General features: G+C 71.8%; 12 protein-coding genes. 4 read left to right on the forward strand and 8 right to left on the reverse strand.

The features are described 5' to 3' along the window. Positions 1–3: 3 nt before the first annotated feature. From E5671_RS16240 to E5671_RS16260, 5 genes are all read right to left on the reverse strand, one after another. Positions 4–405 (reverse strand): GNAT family N-acetyltransferase, encoded by a 402-nt coding sequence (locus E5671_RS16240; RefSeq protein WP_160504696.1) that lies wholly within the window; start codon positions 403–405, stop codon positions 4–6. After that, positions 402–1,106: a TetR/AcrR family transcriptional regulator gene (locus tag E5671_RS16245; protein ID WP_160504697.1), complete on the reverse strand. Its 705-nt coding sequence runs from the start codon at positions 1,104–1,106 to the stop codon at positions 402–404. Before E5671_RS16245 ends, E5671_RS16240 begins: the two co-directional genes overlap by 4 nt. A gap of 77 nt (positions 1,107–1,183) precedes the next feature. Further along, positions 1,184–2,254 carry a PDR/VanB family oxidoreductase gene (locus E5671_RS16250; protein WP_160504698.1) on the reverse strand — a complete coding sequence of 357 codons (1,071 nt, stop codon included), beginning with the start codon at positions 2,252–2,254 and terminating at the stop codon, positions 1,184–1,186. Position 2,255: 1 nt separating this feature from the next. Then, positions 2,256–3,182, reverse strand: coding sequence for a metal-dependent hydrolase (locus E5671_RS16255; RefSeq protein ID WP_160504699.1), 927 nt, complete (start codon positions 3,180–3,182; stop codon positions 2,256–2,258). Between the two features lie 93 nt (positions 3,183–3,275). Further along, positions 3,276–4,901 carry a fused response regulator/phosphatase gene (locus tag E5671_RS16260; RefSeq protein ID WP_336605765.1) on the reverse strand — a complete coding sequence of 542 codons (1,626 nt, stop codon included), beginning with the start codon at positions 4,899–4,901 and terminating at the stop codon, positions 3,276–3,278. Positions 4,902–5,193: 292 nt separating this feature from the next. Here E5671_RS16260 and E5671_RS16265 point away from each other — a divergent pair, with 292 nt between their 5' ends. The 3 genes from E5671_RS16265 (at position 5,194) to E5671_RS16275 (ending at position 8,893) form a co-directional block, all read left to right on the forward strand. After that, positions 5,194–6,843 (forward strand): glycoside hydrolase family 13 protein, encoded by a 1,650-nt coding sequence (locus E5671_RS16265; protein WP_160510216.1) that lies wholly within the window; start codon positions 5,194–5,196, stop codon positions 6,841–6,843. Positions 6,844–6,868: 25 nt separating this feature from the next. Next, positions 6,869–7,927 (forward strand): substrate-binding domain-containing protein, encoded by a 1,059-nt coding sequence (locus E5671_RS16270; RefSeq protein ID WP_160504701.1) that lies wholly within the window; start codon positions 6,869–6,871, stop codon positions 7,925–7,927. 75 nt (positions 7,928–8,002) lie between these two features. Further along, entirely contained in the window at positions 8,003–8,893 is an 891-nt protein-coding gene (locus E5671_RS16275) for a phosphatase PAP2 family protein (RefSeq protein ID WP_160504702.1), read from the forward strand. 21 nt (positions 8,894–8,914) lie between these two features. Here E5671_RS16275 and E5671_RS16280 read toward each other — a convergent pair whose 3' ends face one another. Beyond that, a complete protein-coding gene (locus E5671_RS16280) occupies positions 8,915–10,495 on the reverse strand; it encodes an amidohydrolase family protein (protein ID WP_160504703.1) in 1,581 nt (526 codons plus the stop codon). A gap of 270 nt (positions 10,496–10,765) precedes the next feature. Beyond that, a complete protein-coding gene (locus E5671_RS16285) occupies positions 10,766–12,214 on the reverse strand; it encodes an APC family permease (protein WP_160504704.1) in 1,449 nt (482 codons plus the stop codon). Positions 12,215–12,423: 209 nt separating this feature from the next. Between E5671_RS16285 and E5671_RS16290 the strand changes: the two genes are divergently transcribed. Further along, positions 12,424–13,026 carry a TetR/AcrR family transcriptional regulator gene (locus E5671_RS16290; RefSeq protein WP_160504705.1) on the forward strand — a complete coding sequence of 201 codons (603 nt, stop codon included), beginning with the start codon at positions 12,424–12,426 and terminating at the stop codon, positions 13,024–13,026. A gap of 15 nt (positions 13,027–13,041) precedes the next feature. Here the strand turns inward: E5671_RS16290 and E5671_RS16295 are convergent, their stop codons facing one another. Beyond that, entirely contained in the window at positions 13,042–16,044 is a 3,003-nt protein-coding gene (locus tag E5671_RS16295) for a bifunctional [glutamine synthetase] adenylyltransferase/[glutamine synthetase]-adenylyl-L-tyrosine phosphorylase (RefSeq protein WP_160504706.1), read from the reverse strand. Between the last annotated feature and the right edge of the window lie 101 nt (positions 16,045–16,145).

Below are 16,145 nucleotides of genomic sequence, written 5' to 3' on the forward strand. Positions count from 1 at the left end.
CCGTCAGGCGGACGGGACCGGGCCCCGCAGATCCTTCTCCAGGAGCATCACGCCGTACGTGCTCCCGTCCGCCGCCACCTTCCCCGGCAGCTCCCCCAGCACGGCATAACCCGCCGCCTCGTAGTACTCCCGCAACCGCGGGTTGGCCGACACGCAGTCCAGGCGGCAGCGCTCCCTGCCCGCCTCCGCGATCCGCCGTTCCGCGCGCGCCAGCATCGCGCGGCCCGTTCCCGCCGGGGCACCGCGCCGGGTCATCAGGCGGTGCACGTAGCCCGCGACGGGCGGCTGTTCGCCCCAGGCGGGCTCGTCCGCCCACCACACCTCGTACGCACCGGTGACCATCTCGCCGTCGTAGAGGGCGACGAGGGTGGGGATGTCCTCTTCGCCGGCCAGGCGGTGGGTCAACTGCTCTGCTCCTGCGGGGCGAGGCCGACCAGGCGGGTGATGAGCTCGGCGAACGGTCCGTCCGGGGGCTCCTCGACGAGGATGCGGCGCAGGATCGCGGCCATCCCGTCGTCGTAGGCGGCGCTCACCGCGGCGAGCGCCGCGAAGTCGTGCACCAGCTGCAGCTCCAGCTCGGCGCGCGGGATGCGGCGTCCGTCGAGCCAGATGAGTGCCGTGGACTCGGCGAGCGAGATCCAGGAGCGGACCACCAGTTCGAGCCTGGCGGACGGGTCCGTGATGCCCAGGTGCGTGAGGATCTGGACGTACGCCGCCTGCCGCACCGAATCGATCAGCGCGTTGGTGGTGGAAGAGCCGACGGCGGGGCCGCCGCGCATCAGCGCGGAGAAGCCGGGGCCGTGGCCGTCCACGAAGTCCAGGAAGCGTCCCATCACGCGCAGCAGGCGCGCGCCGAGCGGGCCTTCCCTCGGTTCCACGAAGCGCTCGGCGAGATCGTCGGCCGCGCGCTGCAACGCCGCTTCGTACAGGCTGAGTTTGCCCGGGAAGTAGTGGTAGACCAGCGGTCGCGATATGCCCGCGGCCGCTGCTATCTCGTCGATGGACACATCGTCGGGCGAGCGGTGGCTGAACAGGTCGAGCGCGACCCCGATCAACTGCTGCCGCCGCTCCTCGACACCCATTCTGCGGCGCACCCCGGTAGTCATGCGAACACCTTACCGAGCAGATCCGGCCGTCCAAGGGGCCGGTGCGCCCCAACCGTTCACATCTCGGCGGCGATGTCTCACATGTCCAGGACGATTCGGCCACCGCTCGCCCTCGACACACAGATCAGCATCGAGTCGGCGCGCTCGGCGTCCGTGAGCAGTTCGTCCCTGTGGTCGATCTCCCCTTCCAGGACCCGCTGTTGGCAGGTTCCGCAGAAGCCCTGCTCGCAGGAGTACGCGGTGTTGGGCAGCTCCGCGCGCACCGCGGTCAACACCGTGGTGTCCGCGGCCACGGAGAGAGTCCGTCCGCTGCGGCGCAGTTCCACCTCGAAGGTGGCGTTGCCCTCCGTGGAGGTGTGGGGCGTGAAGCGCTCCAGGTGCAGCTCGGCGCCCTCGGGCAGCGTCGCCGCCACCGCCTCCATCAGGCCCTCGGGGCCGCAGACGTGGACCGCGGTGGAGGGCGCGAGGTCCGCGAGGAATGCGGCGAGGTCGGGGCGGCCGCCCTCGTCATCCGCGACGACCGTGAGCCGGCCCGCCGTCGTGCCCGCCAGTTTCTCCACGTCCTCCAGGAACGGCATCGAGGCCCGGGAGCGCCCCCCGTACAGCAGCCGCCACGCACGGCCCGCGGCCTCGACTTCCCTCAGCATGGGGAGGATCGGGGTGATGCCGATGCCGCCCGCCACGAAGACGTACGTCTCGGCGTCGGCCAGCGGGAAACGGTTGCGCGGGCCGCGCACCTCGACCTCCGTCCCCTCCTGGAGCTGCTCGTGCACCTCGCGCGAGCCGCCGCGGCCGCCCTGCTCCTCGCCGATGAGGCGGGTCGCGACGGTGTACGAGGAGGTGTCCTCCGGGTCCCCGCACAGCGAGTACTGGCGGACGAGGCCGGAGGGGAGGACCAGGTCCAGGTGGGCGCCCGGCTTCCAGGCGGGCAAGTGGTCGCCCTCCAGCCGCAGTTGTACGACTCCGTCGGCGATCGTCTCGTGCCGGGTGACGGTCAGGCGCAGCGCTCGGGAGCGCGGCCGCCCCGAGACCGGCTCCTGAAGGGCGGGCAGCGGCCACAGCGGGGAGGCGTCGATGCGCCGCCGCATGGCCCGCTTGGCGAGCAGGGCGGCGCCCGTGACGAGCAGGACAGTGCGGATGCGGGGCATGTCAGCGGGCTCCCTTCGGCAGCGATTCCGTCGCGGTCCCGGCTGCGGTGGCCGCCGGGGACGAGGCCAGATAGGCGACGGCCTGCGCGGTGCTGCCCTCGTGGGAGGGGTGGTAGGCGCGGCTGAGATAGCGGGGGATGGAGCGGATCATGTCCTGCGTCGTGGGCAGCGTGCCCTTCTTTCCGCCCTGGTAGAAGTCCTTGAACGACGCCTTGCCGCCGATGAGTGTCGGGTCGTTCTCCATGAAGAAGCGTGCGCCGCGCTGCCAGAGGAAGACCAGGGCGGTGAAGGCGGTGGCCCAGGTGCGCGCGCGGCGGCGGTAGCTGCCGTCGACGTGCATGAAGAGCTCGAAGGCGACGGAGCGGTGCTCGACCTCTTCCGCGCCGTGCCAGCGCAGCAGGTCCAGCATCGTCGGGTCGGCGCCCCTGCGGTCCAGCTCGTCCGCGTTCAGGACCCAGTTGCCGAGGAAGGCGGTGTAGTGCTCGATGGCCGCGATCATCGCGACGCGCTCCATCAGCCACCACTTGCGGGCCTTGCCGGGCGGCAGCGTCCTGTCGCCGAGCATCTTCTCGAAGAGCCAGTCGACCTGGGCGGTGTAGGGCGTGGGGTCAAGGCCCTGCTCCTTGAGGTGCGGCAGGACCTCGTCGTGGGCCTGCGCGTGCATGGCTTCCTGGCCGATGAAGCCGATCACGTCCTCGCGGAGCCTGTCGTCACGGATGTACGGCAGGACCTGCTTGTAGACGTGGACGAACCAGCGTTCGCCCGCCGGGAGAAGCAGATGCAGCACGTTGATCGTGTGCGTGGCGAAGGGGTCGCCAGGCACCCAGTGCAGCGGGGTGTCCTCCCAGGAGAAGGAGACTTTGCGTGCCTTGAGCGGTATGTGCTCGGACGCGACGGGCTTCGGCTCCCGGCTCTGCGTATTAGACATGGCGTCAATGTACTGACGGGTAAGCGTGTGGGTACAGGCCCGTGCGGCGGTTAATTCGGCGGTTCACCGCAAGCCGACCCGCGCCGCGCGAGGTCAGTTGGTCCTGCGCAGCGCGAGGAGCGCGATGTCGTCCTCGCGTTCGTGCCCGAAGCACGCGAGGAGCGTGTCGCACAGGTCGGCGACGCCTCGCGGCGCGCCCGCCGCCGCGATCCGCAACTGCTCCATCGACACCGCGAGGTCCATGCCCCGCGTCTCGATGAGGCCGTCCGTGACCATCAGCAGGCGCTCGGTCCGTTCCAGGGTCAGCTCGCTCGGCTGCGGCCGGTCGAGGCCAAGGCCGAGGAGCGGCCCCCGCACGTCGGCGTACGTGGCCGTGCCCTCGTCCCGCACCACGAGCGGCGGGATGTGGCCCGCGTTGGCGATCCGGGTGCGTCCGGTGGCCGGATCGACCAGGCTCAGGCACATCGTGGCCGTCACGCCCGGGTGGTAGTGCTGCAGCATCCGGTCGAGGCGCCGGGCGAGCGCGCCGGGGTCGGGGTCCTCGACGCAGTACGCGCGCAGTGCGTGCCGGATCTCGACCATCACGGTGGCCGCCTCCAGCGAGTGCCCGACGACGTCACCGATGCCGGTCAGGACGCCGCCGGGCACCGGAAGCGCCGCGTAGAAGTCGCCGCCGATCTCCGTCTGGCGCGACGCGGGTTCGTAGCGGACGACGACGTCCGTGCCGGGCAGTTCCGGCAGCTTCGACGGCAGGAAGCTGCGTTGCAGGGTCAGCGCGACGTGGCGCTCCTCCTCGTACATCAGCAGCGGTTCCGCGGCCAGCGCGGTCGCGTGGGCGAGCCGCTCGACGAGGTGGCCCGTCTCGTCGGAGAGCCCCTCCCGGTACGCGGGGGTCGCGAGGCATACGAGTGTGCGCCCATCGCGCAGGCGGGCCAGGACGAGGTCGGCCTCCTCAGGCGTCCCGTCGCACCACTGCCCGGCGCCCCCCACCGAGCGGAAGAACCCCGCGGGCCACAGCGGAGCGGGCACGACCGTATGGCGCACGCCCGTACGCCCCGACATGACGCGCCGCATCAGCCGGGCCACCGCCTCGTGCGCCCCGGGGTCCGGCAGCGAAGCGGCGGCTCTGCGCCGGGAGAGACCCCGGTGGATCTCCCCGTCCGCACCGAGCACGAACACCGTCGCGGGGCAGTCGGTCAGCCGCTCCGTGCCGGTGGCCGCCGCGTCCGCGAGCTCGCCGAGGCAGCGCGCGGACTGCACGGACAGGATCGTCCCGGCGAGCAACGCGAGGCGCCCCGCCCGTAGTTGGGCGTCGCAGCGGGTGCGGGCCCCGCGCGCGGCGGCCCGCACGACCGCCTGGATCTCCTCGGGTTCGGCGGGCACCGTCAGATAGGACTCGCCGCCCGCGTCGAGGCCACGGCACCGGTCGGCGGGCGGGCGTGCCGCCGCCGAGAAGTGGACGACGGGCAGGCTGGCGATGGGCGGCAACTGCTTCATGCGGCGGCAGAGTTCATAGCCGCTCATGTCCGGCAGGCCGACGTCGACCAGCGCCACGTCCGGCAGGTCCCCTGCCCGCATCCGCACGTCGAGTTCGATCAGGGCCTCGCTCGCGCTCGCGGCGAGCAGGACGCGATGGCCGTCCCTGCGCAGGACGGCGCTCAGCGCGTACCTGCTGGCGGGCGCGTCGTCGACCACCAGGACCGTACTGGCCGTGCTCACTGCCTTGTCCTTGACGCTCACGCGGGACAGCCCCTCAGCGCGGGACGGGGCAGGCCGACTCGTGCCTGCCTCATCAAGTTAGCGTGCCGCCGCCCACCTCGGGGAAAGACGGCGTCAGCACGACCCGGATCGGTGGAGGCCATCGAACTCGCCTCACGTGCGACGTGCCTGACAGTAGAATTTTCGACTTCGGCCTGTTTGGGGAACGGGCGAGGAGGACACCCTCGTGACCTTCGCCTTCCGCGGGACGTTCAACGGAGTGCCGCCCGCCCCCGTACTCCTGAGGGACTTCATGACCCAGCACGTGACCGCCGCCCTTCCCGCAGACGCACCGGACGACGGCTCGGCGCCCCGCGAGTGGTGGCGCGACGCCGTCATCTACCAGGTGTATCCGCGCAGCTTCGCCGACGGAAACGGCGACGGCATGGGCGATCTGCCGGGCGTCACGGCCCGCCTCCCCCATCTGAAGCGGCTCGGCGTGGACGCCGTCTGGCTCTCCCCCTTCTACGCGTCCCCGCAGGCCGACGCCGGGTACGACGTGGCCGACTACCGCGCGGTCGACCCCATGTTCGGCACCCTGCCGGACGCCGACGACCTCGTACGGGAAGCGCACGCGCTCGGCCTTCGTGTGATCGTCGACGTGGTGCCCAACCACTGCTCGGACCAGCACGAGTGGTTCAGGCAGGCGCTGCGCGAGGGCAGGGGTTCGTCGGCGCGCGAACGCTTCCACTTCCGGCCCGGCAAGGGCGAGGAAGGCCAACTGCCGCCCAACGACTGGGAGTCCGTCTTCGGCGGGCCCGCCTGGACGCGCGTCGCGGACGGCGAGTGGTACCTCCACCTCTTCGCGCCCGAGCAGCCCGACTTCAACTGGGACCACCCGGCGGTGCACGACGAGTTCCGCTCCATCCTGCGCTACTGGCTCGACCTCGGCATCGACGGTTTCCGCATCGACGTGGCCCACGGCCTGGTCAAGGCGGCGGGCCTGCCCGACATCGGCCACGAGGAGCAGGTGAAGCTGCTCGGCAAGCAGGCCGTCCCCTACTTCGACCAGGACGGCGTGCACGAGATCTACCGCGACTGGCGGCGGATCCTCGACGAGTACGCGGGCGACCGCATCGCCGTCGCCGAGGCGTGGACACCGACGGTGGAACGCAGCGCGCGGTATCTGCGCCCGGGCGAGCTGCACCAGGCCTTCAACTTCGAGTATCTGACGACCGATTGGGACGCGCCCGCGCTGCGCGCCGTCATCGACCGCTCCCTCGACGCGATGAACGCCGTGGGGGCGCCCGCCACCTGGGTGCTCTCCAACCACGACGTCGTGCGCCACTCCACCCGCTTCGCCGACGGCGACGCGGCACGCGGCCTGCGCCGGGCGAAGGCCGCCACGCTGCTGATGCTGGCGCTGCCCGGCTCGGCGTACATCTACCAGGGCGAGGAGCTCGGCCTGCCCGAGGTGACCGAACTGCCGGACGAGGTGCGCCAGGACCCGGCGTTCTTCCGCAGCACGGGGCAGGACGGGACGCGGGACGGGTGCCGGGTTCCGCTGCCGTGGTCCGGGGAGCGGGCGCCGTTCGGCTTCGGCCCTGTCGAGGGCGGCCCGAGCTGGCTGCCGCAGCCCGCCGGCTGGAAGGACCTCACGGTCCAGGCGCAGGAGGGCGACCCCGCGTCGACCCTGGAGTTCTACCGCGGGGCGCTCGCCGTGCGCCGCGAACACCCGGCGCTCGGCGCCGGCCGCGACGTGGAGTGGCTCGACGCCCCCGAGGGCGTCCTGTCCTTCCGCCGCACGACGCCGCGCGGTTCGATGGTCTGCACGGTGAACCTCACCGCCGGTCCTGTCACGGTCCCCACCCCCGGCGCCGTGCTCCTGTCGAGCGCCGGGACGACGCCCGGCGCGGACGGGACGGTCGTCCCCGCGGATTCAACGGTCTGGTGGGCAGCCTGAGATGTGACCGGTACAGTCCAATCCTGTGACCGCGCGACTGGCCGACATCGCAGCGCAGGCGGGGGTCAGCGAGGCGACGGTCAGCCGGGTGCTCAACGGCAAGCCCGGCGTCGCCGGGGCCACCCGTCAGTCAGTGCTTGCCGCACTCGACGTGCTCGGCTACGAACGCCCGGTGCGGCTGCGCCAACGCAGCGCGGGCCTGATCGGGCTGATCACGCCGGAGCTGGAGAACCCGATATTCCCCGCGCTCGCCCAGGTCATCGGGCAGGCCCTGACCCGGCAGGGTTATACGCCGGTCCTCGCCACCCAGACGCCGGGCGGCTCCACGGAGGACGAGCTGACGGAGATGCTCGTGGACCGCGGCGTCTGCGGCATCATCTTCGTCTCGGGCCTGCACGCGGACACCTCCGCCGACATGCAGCGCTACGACCAGCTGCGCGCGCAGGGCGTGCCGTTCGTGCTCGTCGACGGCTTCTCCCCCAAGGTGCAGGCACCCTTCATCTCGCCGGACGACCGGGCCGCGATGCGCCTCGCGGTCACCCACCTCGTCTCCCTGGGTCATACACGGATCGGACTCGCCCTGGGCCCCAAGCGGTTCGTGCCCGTACAGCGGAAGATCGAGGGCTTCGTACGCACGGTGCAGGACCAGCTCGCACTGTCCCCGGAGGAGATCGAGTCGGAGCTGGTCCAGCACTCGCTGTACACGCTGGAGGGCGGTCAGGCCGCGGCGTCCGCACTGCTTGACCGCGGCTGCACGGCCGTGGTGTGTGCGAGCGACATGATGGCCCTCGGGGCGATACGGACGGCGCGGCAGCGCGGATTCGAGGTCCCGGACGACATCTCGGTGGTGGGATTCGACGATTCCCCGCTGATCGCGTTCACCGATCCGCCCCTGACCACGGTGCGTAAGCCCGTGCCGTCGATGGGGCAGGCGGCGGTGCGTACACTCCTCGAGGAGATCGGCGGCACTCCCGCCCCGCACAGCGAGTTCGTCTTCATGCCGGAGCTGGTCGTTCGGGGTTCAACCGCTTCTGCCCCTCGGGGAAACACCCGGGGAAGCACTCAGGGAAGCACTCGTCCATAGGGCGTAGAGAATGCGACCTGAACCAGACCTTGGGATGATCGGTCGGAGGGTCGGTATCTGGCAGACTCTGTGCCTATGGGTGAGATGACTGTGACGACACTGGAAGGCCAGCAGCGGCCCACCACATCACCCATCGCGGGCGAGCGAGAAGACCGCAATGGGCGGACATTCCTGCGCCGCCTCCGCACGCCCCGCCGCCCTCGGCTCTGGTTCGAGATCCTGCTGATCGCGGTGAGTTACTGGACGTACTCCCTGATCCGCAACGCCGTACCGGAACAGAAGTCCCAGGCCCTGCGCAACGCCGACTGGATCTGGCAGGCGGAGCAGCACCTGGGGATCGCCGTGGAACAGAGCGTCAACCACGCGGTGAACTCGGTGACATGGCTCATCGTCGGCATGAACTACTACTACGCGACGCTGCACTTCGTGGTGACGCTCGGTGTCCTGGTCTGGCTGTTCCGGTGGCATCCGGGACGTTATGCGGCCACGCGCATGGTTCTCTTCGCGACGACGGCGGTGGCCCTGCTCGGCTACTACCTGTATCCGCTGGCTCCCCCGCGCCTGATGAACGGCCACGACTTCATCGACACGGTCCTGGTCCACCAGACCTGGGGTTCCATGGCCTCCGGCGACCTCAAGCACATGTCGAACCAGTACGCGGCGATGCCGTCGATGCACATCGGCTGGTCCCTGTGGTGCGGCCTGACGATCTTCGCTCTGGCCTCGGTGCCGTGGGCGAAGGTGCTCGGCCTGCTCTACCCCACGGCGACCCTGATCGTCATCGTGGCCACGGCCAACCACTTCTGGCTCGACGCGGTGGGCGGCATGATCTGCCTGGCGTTCGGCTTCGCGGTGGCCTGGGCGTGGTACGGGGCGATGCCTTACGCGCTGCCGCGCGAGGTGGCGCTGCGTGAGGACCGGGCTCCGCTCCTGCCGGCCAAGGTCAGGGCCAGGTTCAAGGCCTGAGCGGAGCCCCGCCCCCCGCTGTCACGGGTGACGGTGGGTGATGTGGCCGCCGGACACGGTGAGCCGGACCGGGGCCTGCGCCACCTCGTCGGCGGGCGCCTCCACCGGGTCGATACCGAAGGCCGTGAGGTCCGCCCTGAACCCCGGTGCGATCCGCCCCGCGACGTCCGCGTCTCCGGCGGCGATCGCGGCGTGCGAGGTGCAGCCCTCCAGCGCCTGGAGCCCGGTGAGCCCTTGAGCGCGCCCCGCGGCTCCACGAGGCGCTCGCGCGGTGGCCAGGACCTCGCGCGCGTCGTAGTGCGCGATGGGCCAGTCCGAACCCAGGGCCACGACGGCCCCCGCGTCCCGCAGATCCCGGATGCGCCAGGCCCGTGCGGCCCGCTCGTCACCAAGACGCCTGGACCACTCGTCGGTGTGGTCGGCGCGCGTGTACGCGGTGTGCGGCGGCTGCATCGAGGCGATCACCCCAAGCTCCGCGAAGCGCGGGACCGTGTCGTCCGGGACGGTCTCGATGTGCTCGATGCGGTGTGCGAGGCGCCCGCCGGGGCCCAGCGACGCGACGGTGTCGAGCACGTGGCGCACGGCGGCGTCCCCGATGGCGTGGGTCGCCGTGCGCACTCCGGCCGCGTGCAGGTGCCGTACGGCGGCGGTGTAGGCCTCCGGGTCCGGCCAGAAGGCGTCGGTGCCCTGCCCGTGGCAGTCCGCGTGCTCCAGCCAGGCGGTGCCGCCCTCGACGGTGCCGTCCATGAAGAACTTGGCCCCGCCGACGCGCCAGTGCCTGCCCGCGCGCGACTGCAGGGCGATCAGCTCGGCCAGGCCTTCCTCGTCGACGCCCGGCATGCACCAGGGTGCGAGCCGCAGGCGGAGGGGAAGGTGCGCCTCGCTCTCGACCCCGGCGAGCAGTCCGGGTACGTCATCGCCGCCGAGGTCCATGACATGGGCGCCGGTGAGGCCGGTGGCCGCCATCGCGGAGAGCAGCTCGACCAGGCGGGTGCGGCGCTGGGCGTGGGAGGGGCGGGGCAGGACGGGGGTGAGGAGATCCATGGCGGCGTGCTCGACGAGGTGGCCGGTGGGGCGCCCTTCGTCGTCGCAGACGACGGTGGCGCGCTGGGCGAAGGTACGGGGCCCCTCGACGCCCGCCGCGCGGAGGGCGGCGCCGCTGGCCAGGGCGGAGTGGCCGTCGTAGAGGCGGATGAAGGCGGGGGCGCCGTCGAGTACGTCATCGATGAGCTCGCGGTGGACCGGCCGCCCGCCGAAGGCGTTGTGGTCGAGCCCCCAGGCGATGACCCACCCTTCGACGCGGGCCGCTGTGCGCAGGGCGGCGCGGAGCTGGTCCAGGTCGGCCACGGCGGAGAGGTCGAGCCCGGTGGCCATCTCCAGGCCCCAGACGGGGTGACTGTGGGAGTCGACGAGGCCTGGGGTGAGGGTGGCTCCGCCGAGGTGAACGGTTTCGGTCCGGGGGCCGCGCCAGTCGCGTACGTCTGCCTCGTGGCCCACTGCCGCGATGTGTCCTTCGTGGACGGCGAGGGCGGTGGCGTGGGGGCTGGTGGGGTCGAGGGTGCGGATGTTGGCGCCGGTGAGGATGAGGTCGGCGGGGGGCACGGGGGACTCCGTTCGGGGGGGTGGGTTGTTGCTTGGTTGCGGTCAAAGCGGCCCTGCGGGGCTCTCCCCAATCCCGCCCCTTCCCGAAACTGGGGCTCCGCCCCAGACCCCGCTCCTCAAACGCCGGAGGGGCTGAAAGGCATGTCCGGACCGGCGGGAAATCTCAGCCCGTCCGGCGTTTGAGGACGAACTCGGCGAAGCCGGTGATGACGGCCACCAGGGCCCCCGCGCCAGAGCGGGTTTTCGGGAAGGGGCGGGGTTGGGGACAAGTCAGTTCGGCTCGCTGGCGAAGCCCTCGTACACCTCTGGTCTGCGGCGGCGCAGTCGCGCAGCAAGAGCAAGACCGAGGACGAACACGGCAGGAGCAACCCCCACCAGGACGGCGTTCACGAAGGGGCTCGCCCCGGTGAAGACGTCTATGTGCGTGGCGACCAGCACGAGGGCCGCGCTCAACAGCACCGCCGCCATCACAGGCGCCACCACCGTCCGCAGCACACCCTCCTGGTGACGTATCCGACGGAAGTAGAAGGGAACCGCGACCGCCGCGATCAGCTGGAGCGCCAACAGGCCGATCATCCCGGGGGTGTTGACCCACAGCAGCAGCTGATCGTAAGGATCCGCGCCCGCCACCGCGAAGGCGATCACCACCACCGCTCCAAGCACCGTCTGCGCCGCCCCCGCCAGATACGGCGACCGATGCCGCCCATGCACCCGCCCGAGAGACTTCGGCAGCACCCCTTCCTCCGCGAGCCCGAGCCCGTACCGGTTGATCGCGTTGTGGAAGGCCAGCAACGACGCCAGCACGCTCGTCACGATCAGCACGTGCATCAAGTCGGCGGCCCAGCCGCCCACATAGGTCGTGATGGCCGAGAAGAAGAGGCCCGCCGGGTCCGATCCCGCGGCCTTCACCACCGCTTCGTCGCCGAAGGCCTGGATCACCGTCCAGACGACGAAGGCGTAGAAGAGCCCGAGGAACGCCACCGCGATGTACGTCGCGCGCGGCACCGTCCGGTCGGGATCGCGCGCCTCGCGGCGGTAGATGACGGTCGACTCGAATCCGGTGAACGCCGCGAAGGCGAAGGCGAGTACGGCGGCCGTGCCGGGGACGAAGACGTTCCCCGGGGCGAAGCCGTCCAGGCTGAGTCCCTCCGTGCCGCCTCCCTTGATGAGGACGCCGCCCGCGAGCAGCACCAGGATTCCGGTCTCGGCGACGAGGAGCACACCGAGCAGCTTCGCGCCGAAGTCGATCGAGCGGTATCCGGCGTACCAGATCAGGAGCAGCCCGGCGAGGGACACCGGGAGCCAGGGGATGTCCACGCCGAACAGGGCGAGGGCGGTGTCCTGCGTGGCGGTGCCCAGGAGTCCGTAGACGCCTATCTCCATGCCGTTGTAGCCCAGCATGGCGAGCAGGGCCGCGGCGATGCCGGCGGGGCGGCCGAGGCCGCGCGTGATGTACGCGTAGAAGGCGCCGCCGCTGCGGACGTGGCGGCTCATCGCGGTGAACCCGACGGCGAACACGGCGAGCGTGATCCCGGCGAGGAGGTAGCCGACGGGCGCGCCGATGCCGCCCAGGGAGATGGCGATGGGGGCGACGCCCGCCATGACGGTGAGCGGTGCGGCGGCGGAGACGACGAAGAAGGCGATGTCGGAGGTGCCGAGGGAGCCGCTGCGGAGCGTGGGCTCGGGTTCGGCGGGTGGGGTCGGGGTGGTCACGGACATGCGGAGGAGAAGCCCTTCTGCGGCGGACTGGGCAGGCGGGGGCAGGGGCCGCGGAGGGGGGGAGTGGCCGCCGGGCCCCGAAACCTAAAGGCTTTCGGTTGGCGCAATGTAGCCTCCGGCATGGGCGTACGGGAAGACTCTGGCTTCGGGAAGGGCCTGGCTCCGGGGAGGCCCTGGCTCCGGGGAGACTTGGTGAGGAGATCGGATTCATGGGACGGCCGCGCACACCCCTGCTCGACAGGGACCGCATCACGACGACCGCGCTCGCCCTCATCGACGAGAAGGGCGACTTCAGCGTCCCGCAGATCGCCAAGCGCCTCGGCGCGCAGACCGGGTCGGTCTACCACCACGTGGACGGCCGCGACGGCATCGTGGAGCTGCTGCGCGAGCGGGTGTGCGAGGCGATCGACACCGGCACCCTCGATCCGCGCCGCCCCTGGGACGCGTCCCTGTCCGCCTGGGCCCGCTCCTACCGCGCCGCCTTCGCCGCCCACCCCCGGGTCATCCCGCTCCTCATGACCTCACCGGTGCGTGCGCCGCGCGTACTCGATCAGTACGAGTGCGCGGTGACGCTGCTGATCGACGCCGGGTTCGCCCTCGCCGACGTCATGCCGGTGATCATCGCCCTGGAGAACCTGGTGCTCGGCTCGGCGCTCGACCTGGCGGCGCCGGAGGCCATGTGGGAGCTGCCGGACGAGACGTCGACGCCCGCCCTCGCGCGGGCTCTTGACGCGGCACCCCGGGGGCGGGCCGACCGCGCCTTCGAGCTGGCCCTCACCGGGTTCCTCGCGCACGCGCGGACCCTGCTGTAGGACCCAGGAGAGCCCTTACGCCCCGTAGAACCTCTCCTCCATCACGGCCCGCGCCCTGCGCGTGGTCCGCCGGTAGTCGTCCAGCATGTCCCCCACGTGCCCGGGGTCGTAGCCCAAGTACCGTCCCACCGCGGCGAGTTCACGCCCGTCCGAGGGGAAGGTGTCCCCGGCCCTGCCGCGTACCAGCATCACCGCGTTGCGCACCCGGGCGGCAAGGACCCACGCCTCGTCCAGGATCGCCGCCTCCTCGGTCGGGATCAGCTCGGCCGCGCAGGCCGCGGCGAGCGCTTCACGGGTGCGGGTCGTGCGCAGGCCCGGTTCGACCCATCCATGGGTCAACTGCATGAGCTGCACGGTCCATTCGACGTCCGAGAGACCGCCGCGGCCCAGCTTGGCGTGCAGGGTGGGGTCGGCGCCGCGCGGCATGCGTTCCGCCTCCATGCGGGCCTTCAGGCGGCGGATCTCGCGGACGGCGTCGTCGCCGAGGCCCTCCGCCGGGTAACGCAGTGGGTCGATGAGGTCGATGAAGGCGCGGCCCAACTCGACGTCACCCGCGACCGGTTCGGCCCTCAGCAGCGCCTGGGACTCCCAGACGAGTGACCAGCGGCGGTAGTAGGCCTCGTACGAGCCGAGAGTGCGCACCAGCGGGCCGCTCTTGCCCTCCGGGCGCAGGTCCGTGTCGATCAGCAACGGCGGGTCGGAGCTGGGGAGTTGGAGGAGTCTGCGCATCTCGGAGACCACCTGCGAGGCCGCCTTCGCCGCCTCGTGGTCGCCGACGCCCTCGCGCGGCTCGTGGACGAAGAGGACGTCCGCGTCCGAGCCGTAGCCCAGTTCGTGGCCGCCGAAGCGGCCCATGCCGATCACCGCGAACCGCACCGGCAGCGTGTCGCCCCAGCCTTCGCGGACCACCGCGCGCAGCGTCCCCGCGATCGTGGCCGCCGTGAGGTCGGAGACCGCGTCGCCCACCCGGTCGAGCAGCGCCCCGGGGTCGGCCGCCGCGGGGCTCTCCTCCGTGCCGTACGAGCCGATGATGTCCGCGGCCGTCGTGCGGAACAGCTCGCGGCGGCGGACGCCTCGCGCCGCCGTCACCGCCTGTTCGGCGCCGTCCGCGCGGCCCACCGCGGCCAGGACCTCCTGCTCCAGGTGGGCGTGGTCGCGCGGTTCGAGGCCGCGCTGGTCGCCGAGCAGGGCCACCGCTTCGGGGGCTCGCAGGAGGAGGTCGGGGGCCAGGCGCCCGGCGGACAGGACGCGGGCGAGGTTCTCGGCCGCGGCGCCCTCGTCGCGCAGGAGCCTCAGATACCAGGGGGTCTTGCCCAGCGCGTCCGACACCTTGCGGAAGTTGAAGAGGCCCGCGTCGGGGTCCGCCGAGTCGGCGAACCAGCCGAGGAGCACGGGGAGCAGGGTGCGCTGGATCGCCGCCTTGCGGGTGACGCCGGACGCGAGGGCCTCCAGGTGGCGCAGGGCGGCCGCGGGGTCGTGATAGCCGAGGGCGACCAGGCGTTCGCGGGCGGCTTCGGTGCTCAACCGGGTCTCTACGGGGGCGAGTTGGGCCACGGCGTCCAGGAGCGGGCGGTAGAAGAGCTTCTCGTGCAGGCGGCGCACGACCGAGGTGTGCCGCTTCAGCGCGCGGTTCAGCTCGGTGATCGGCTCCGTGCGCATGCCCAGGGAGCGGCCGATGCGCCGCAGGTCCGCGTCGTCCTCGGGGACCAGGTGGGTGCGCCGCATCTTGAACAGCTGGATGCGGTGCTCCAGGGAGCGAAGGAAGCGGTAGGCGTCGTCGAGCTGGACCGCGTCCACGCGCCCCACGTAGCCGCCGGCCGCGAGCGCCTCCAGGGCCGCCAGGGTCGAGCCGCTGCGGATCGAGGTGTCGCCGCGGCCGTGCACCAACTGGAGGAGCTGTACGGCGAATTCGACGTCCCGCAGGCCGCCGGGACCCAGCTTCAGCTCGCGGTCGACCTCGCCCGCCGGGATGTTCTCCACGACCCGGCGGCGCATCTTCTGCACGTCGGGCACGAAGTTGTCGCGCTCGGCCGCGTGCCAGACGAGGGGCGCGAGGGTGTCGACGTACTCCTTGCCGAGCTCCAGGTCACCGGCCACCGGGCGGGCCTTGAGCAGCGCCTGGAACTCCCAGGTCTTGGCCCAGCGCTGGTAGTAGGCGAGATGGCTGCTGAGGGTGCGCACCAGGGGGCCGTTGCGGCCCTCGGGGCGGAGGTTGGCGTCGACCGGCCAGATCGTGCCCTCGACCGTGGTCTCCGAGCAGATCCGCATCATGTGCGAGGCGAGCCGGGTGGCGGCCTGCAGCGCCTTGCCCTCGTCGGCGGGGTCCGTGCCGTCCGCCGCCTCGCCGACGAAGATGACGTCGACGTCCGACACGTAATTCAGCTCGTGGCCACCGCACTTGCCCATCGCGATGACGGCGAGCCTGCACTGCGCGGCGTCCGCGGGGGCCGCCTGCTCGGCCATGGTGAGCGCGGCGCGCAGGGTCGCCGTCGCGAGGTCCGCGAGCTCGGCGGCCGCCTCGGCCAGGTCCGTCGTGCCGCAGACGTCACGGGCCGCAATGGCAAGGAGGCAGCGCCGGTAGGAGACGCGCAGCGAGACCGGGTCGGTGGCGTCGGCCAGGCCGCGCTCGAACTCCTCGACGCCGGGGTGCAGGTCGGCGAGTTCGTACGTGACCAGGGCGCGCCAGTCGCGGGGATGCCGGGCCAGGTGGTCGGCGAGGGCCTCGGACGCGCCGAGCACGCCGAGCAGCCGGTCACGCAGCGGCTTGGCGCTGACCAGGGTGTCGAGCAGCTCCCGGCGGCTGGTGTCGTCGGGCTGCCCCTCGACCAGGCGTACGAGGCCCAGGAGCGCCAGGTCCGGGTCGGCGGCGGCGCCGAGGGCGTCGAGGAGCACCGGGTCAGTGCGCACCGCGGACAGCTCGGGAGCGCCGAGCAGCCGCTCGGCCGCGGACGGATCGGTGAAGCCGTGCCGCAGCAGCCGCGTGAACGTACTGCTTCTGCGCCCTTGCGGCACCGTCATCCTCGCGCCTCCGTTCGATCATTCCTGGCCCGAGCCTACGGCCTGACCGATGAGTTCTGCCCGCGTGCGGAGTCCGTCCTTGGACAGGAGCATTGGTGTCG

This window comes from Streptomyces sp. BA2 (assembly GCF_009769735.1).
In the GTDB taxonomy this organism is placed as follows: Bacteria; Actinomycetota; Actinomycetes; order Streptomycetales; family Streptomycetaceae; genus Streptomyces.

What these genes read in the sequence shown, in the direction of transcription:
- E5671_RS16265 (WP_160510216.1), top strand. Translation starts at nt 5,194, where the DNA reads ATGACCCAGCACGTGACCGCCGCCCTTCCCGCAGACGCACCGGACGAC.
- E5671_RS16275 (WP_160504702.1), top strand. Translation starts at nt 8,003, where the DNA reads ATGGGTGAGATGACTGTGACGACACTGGAAGGCCAGCAGCGGCCCACC.
- E5671_RS16290 (WP_160504705.1), top strand. Translation starts at nt 12,424, where the DNA reads ATGGGACGGCCGCGCACACCCCTGCTCGACAGGGACCGCATCACGACG.
- E5671_RS16255 (WP_160504699.1), bottom strand. Translation starts at nt 3,182, where the DNA reads ATGTCTAATACGCAGAGCCGGGAGCCGAAGCCCGTCGCGTCCGAGCAC.
- E5671_RS16295 (WP_160504706.1), bottom strand. Translation starts at nt 16,044, where the DNA reads ATGACGGTGCCGCAAGGGCGCAGAAGCAGTACGTTCACGCGGCTGCTG.
- E5671_RS16245 (WP_160504697.1), bottom strand. Translation starts at nt 1,106, where the DNA reads ATGACTACCGGGGTGCGCCGCAGAATGGGTGTCGAGGAGCGGCGGCAG.
- E5671_RS16285 (WP_160504704.1), bottom strand. Translation starts at nt 12,214, where the DNA reads ATGTCCGTGACCACCCCGACCCCACCCGCCGAACCCGAGCCCACGCTC.
- E5671_RS16250 (WP_160504698.1), bottom strand. Translation starts at nt 2,254, where the DNA reads ATGCCCCGCATCCGCACTGTCCTGCTCGTCACGGGCGCCGCCCTGCTC.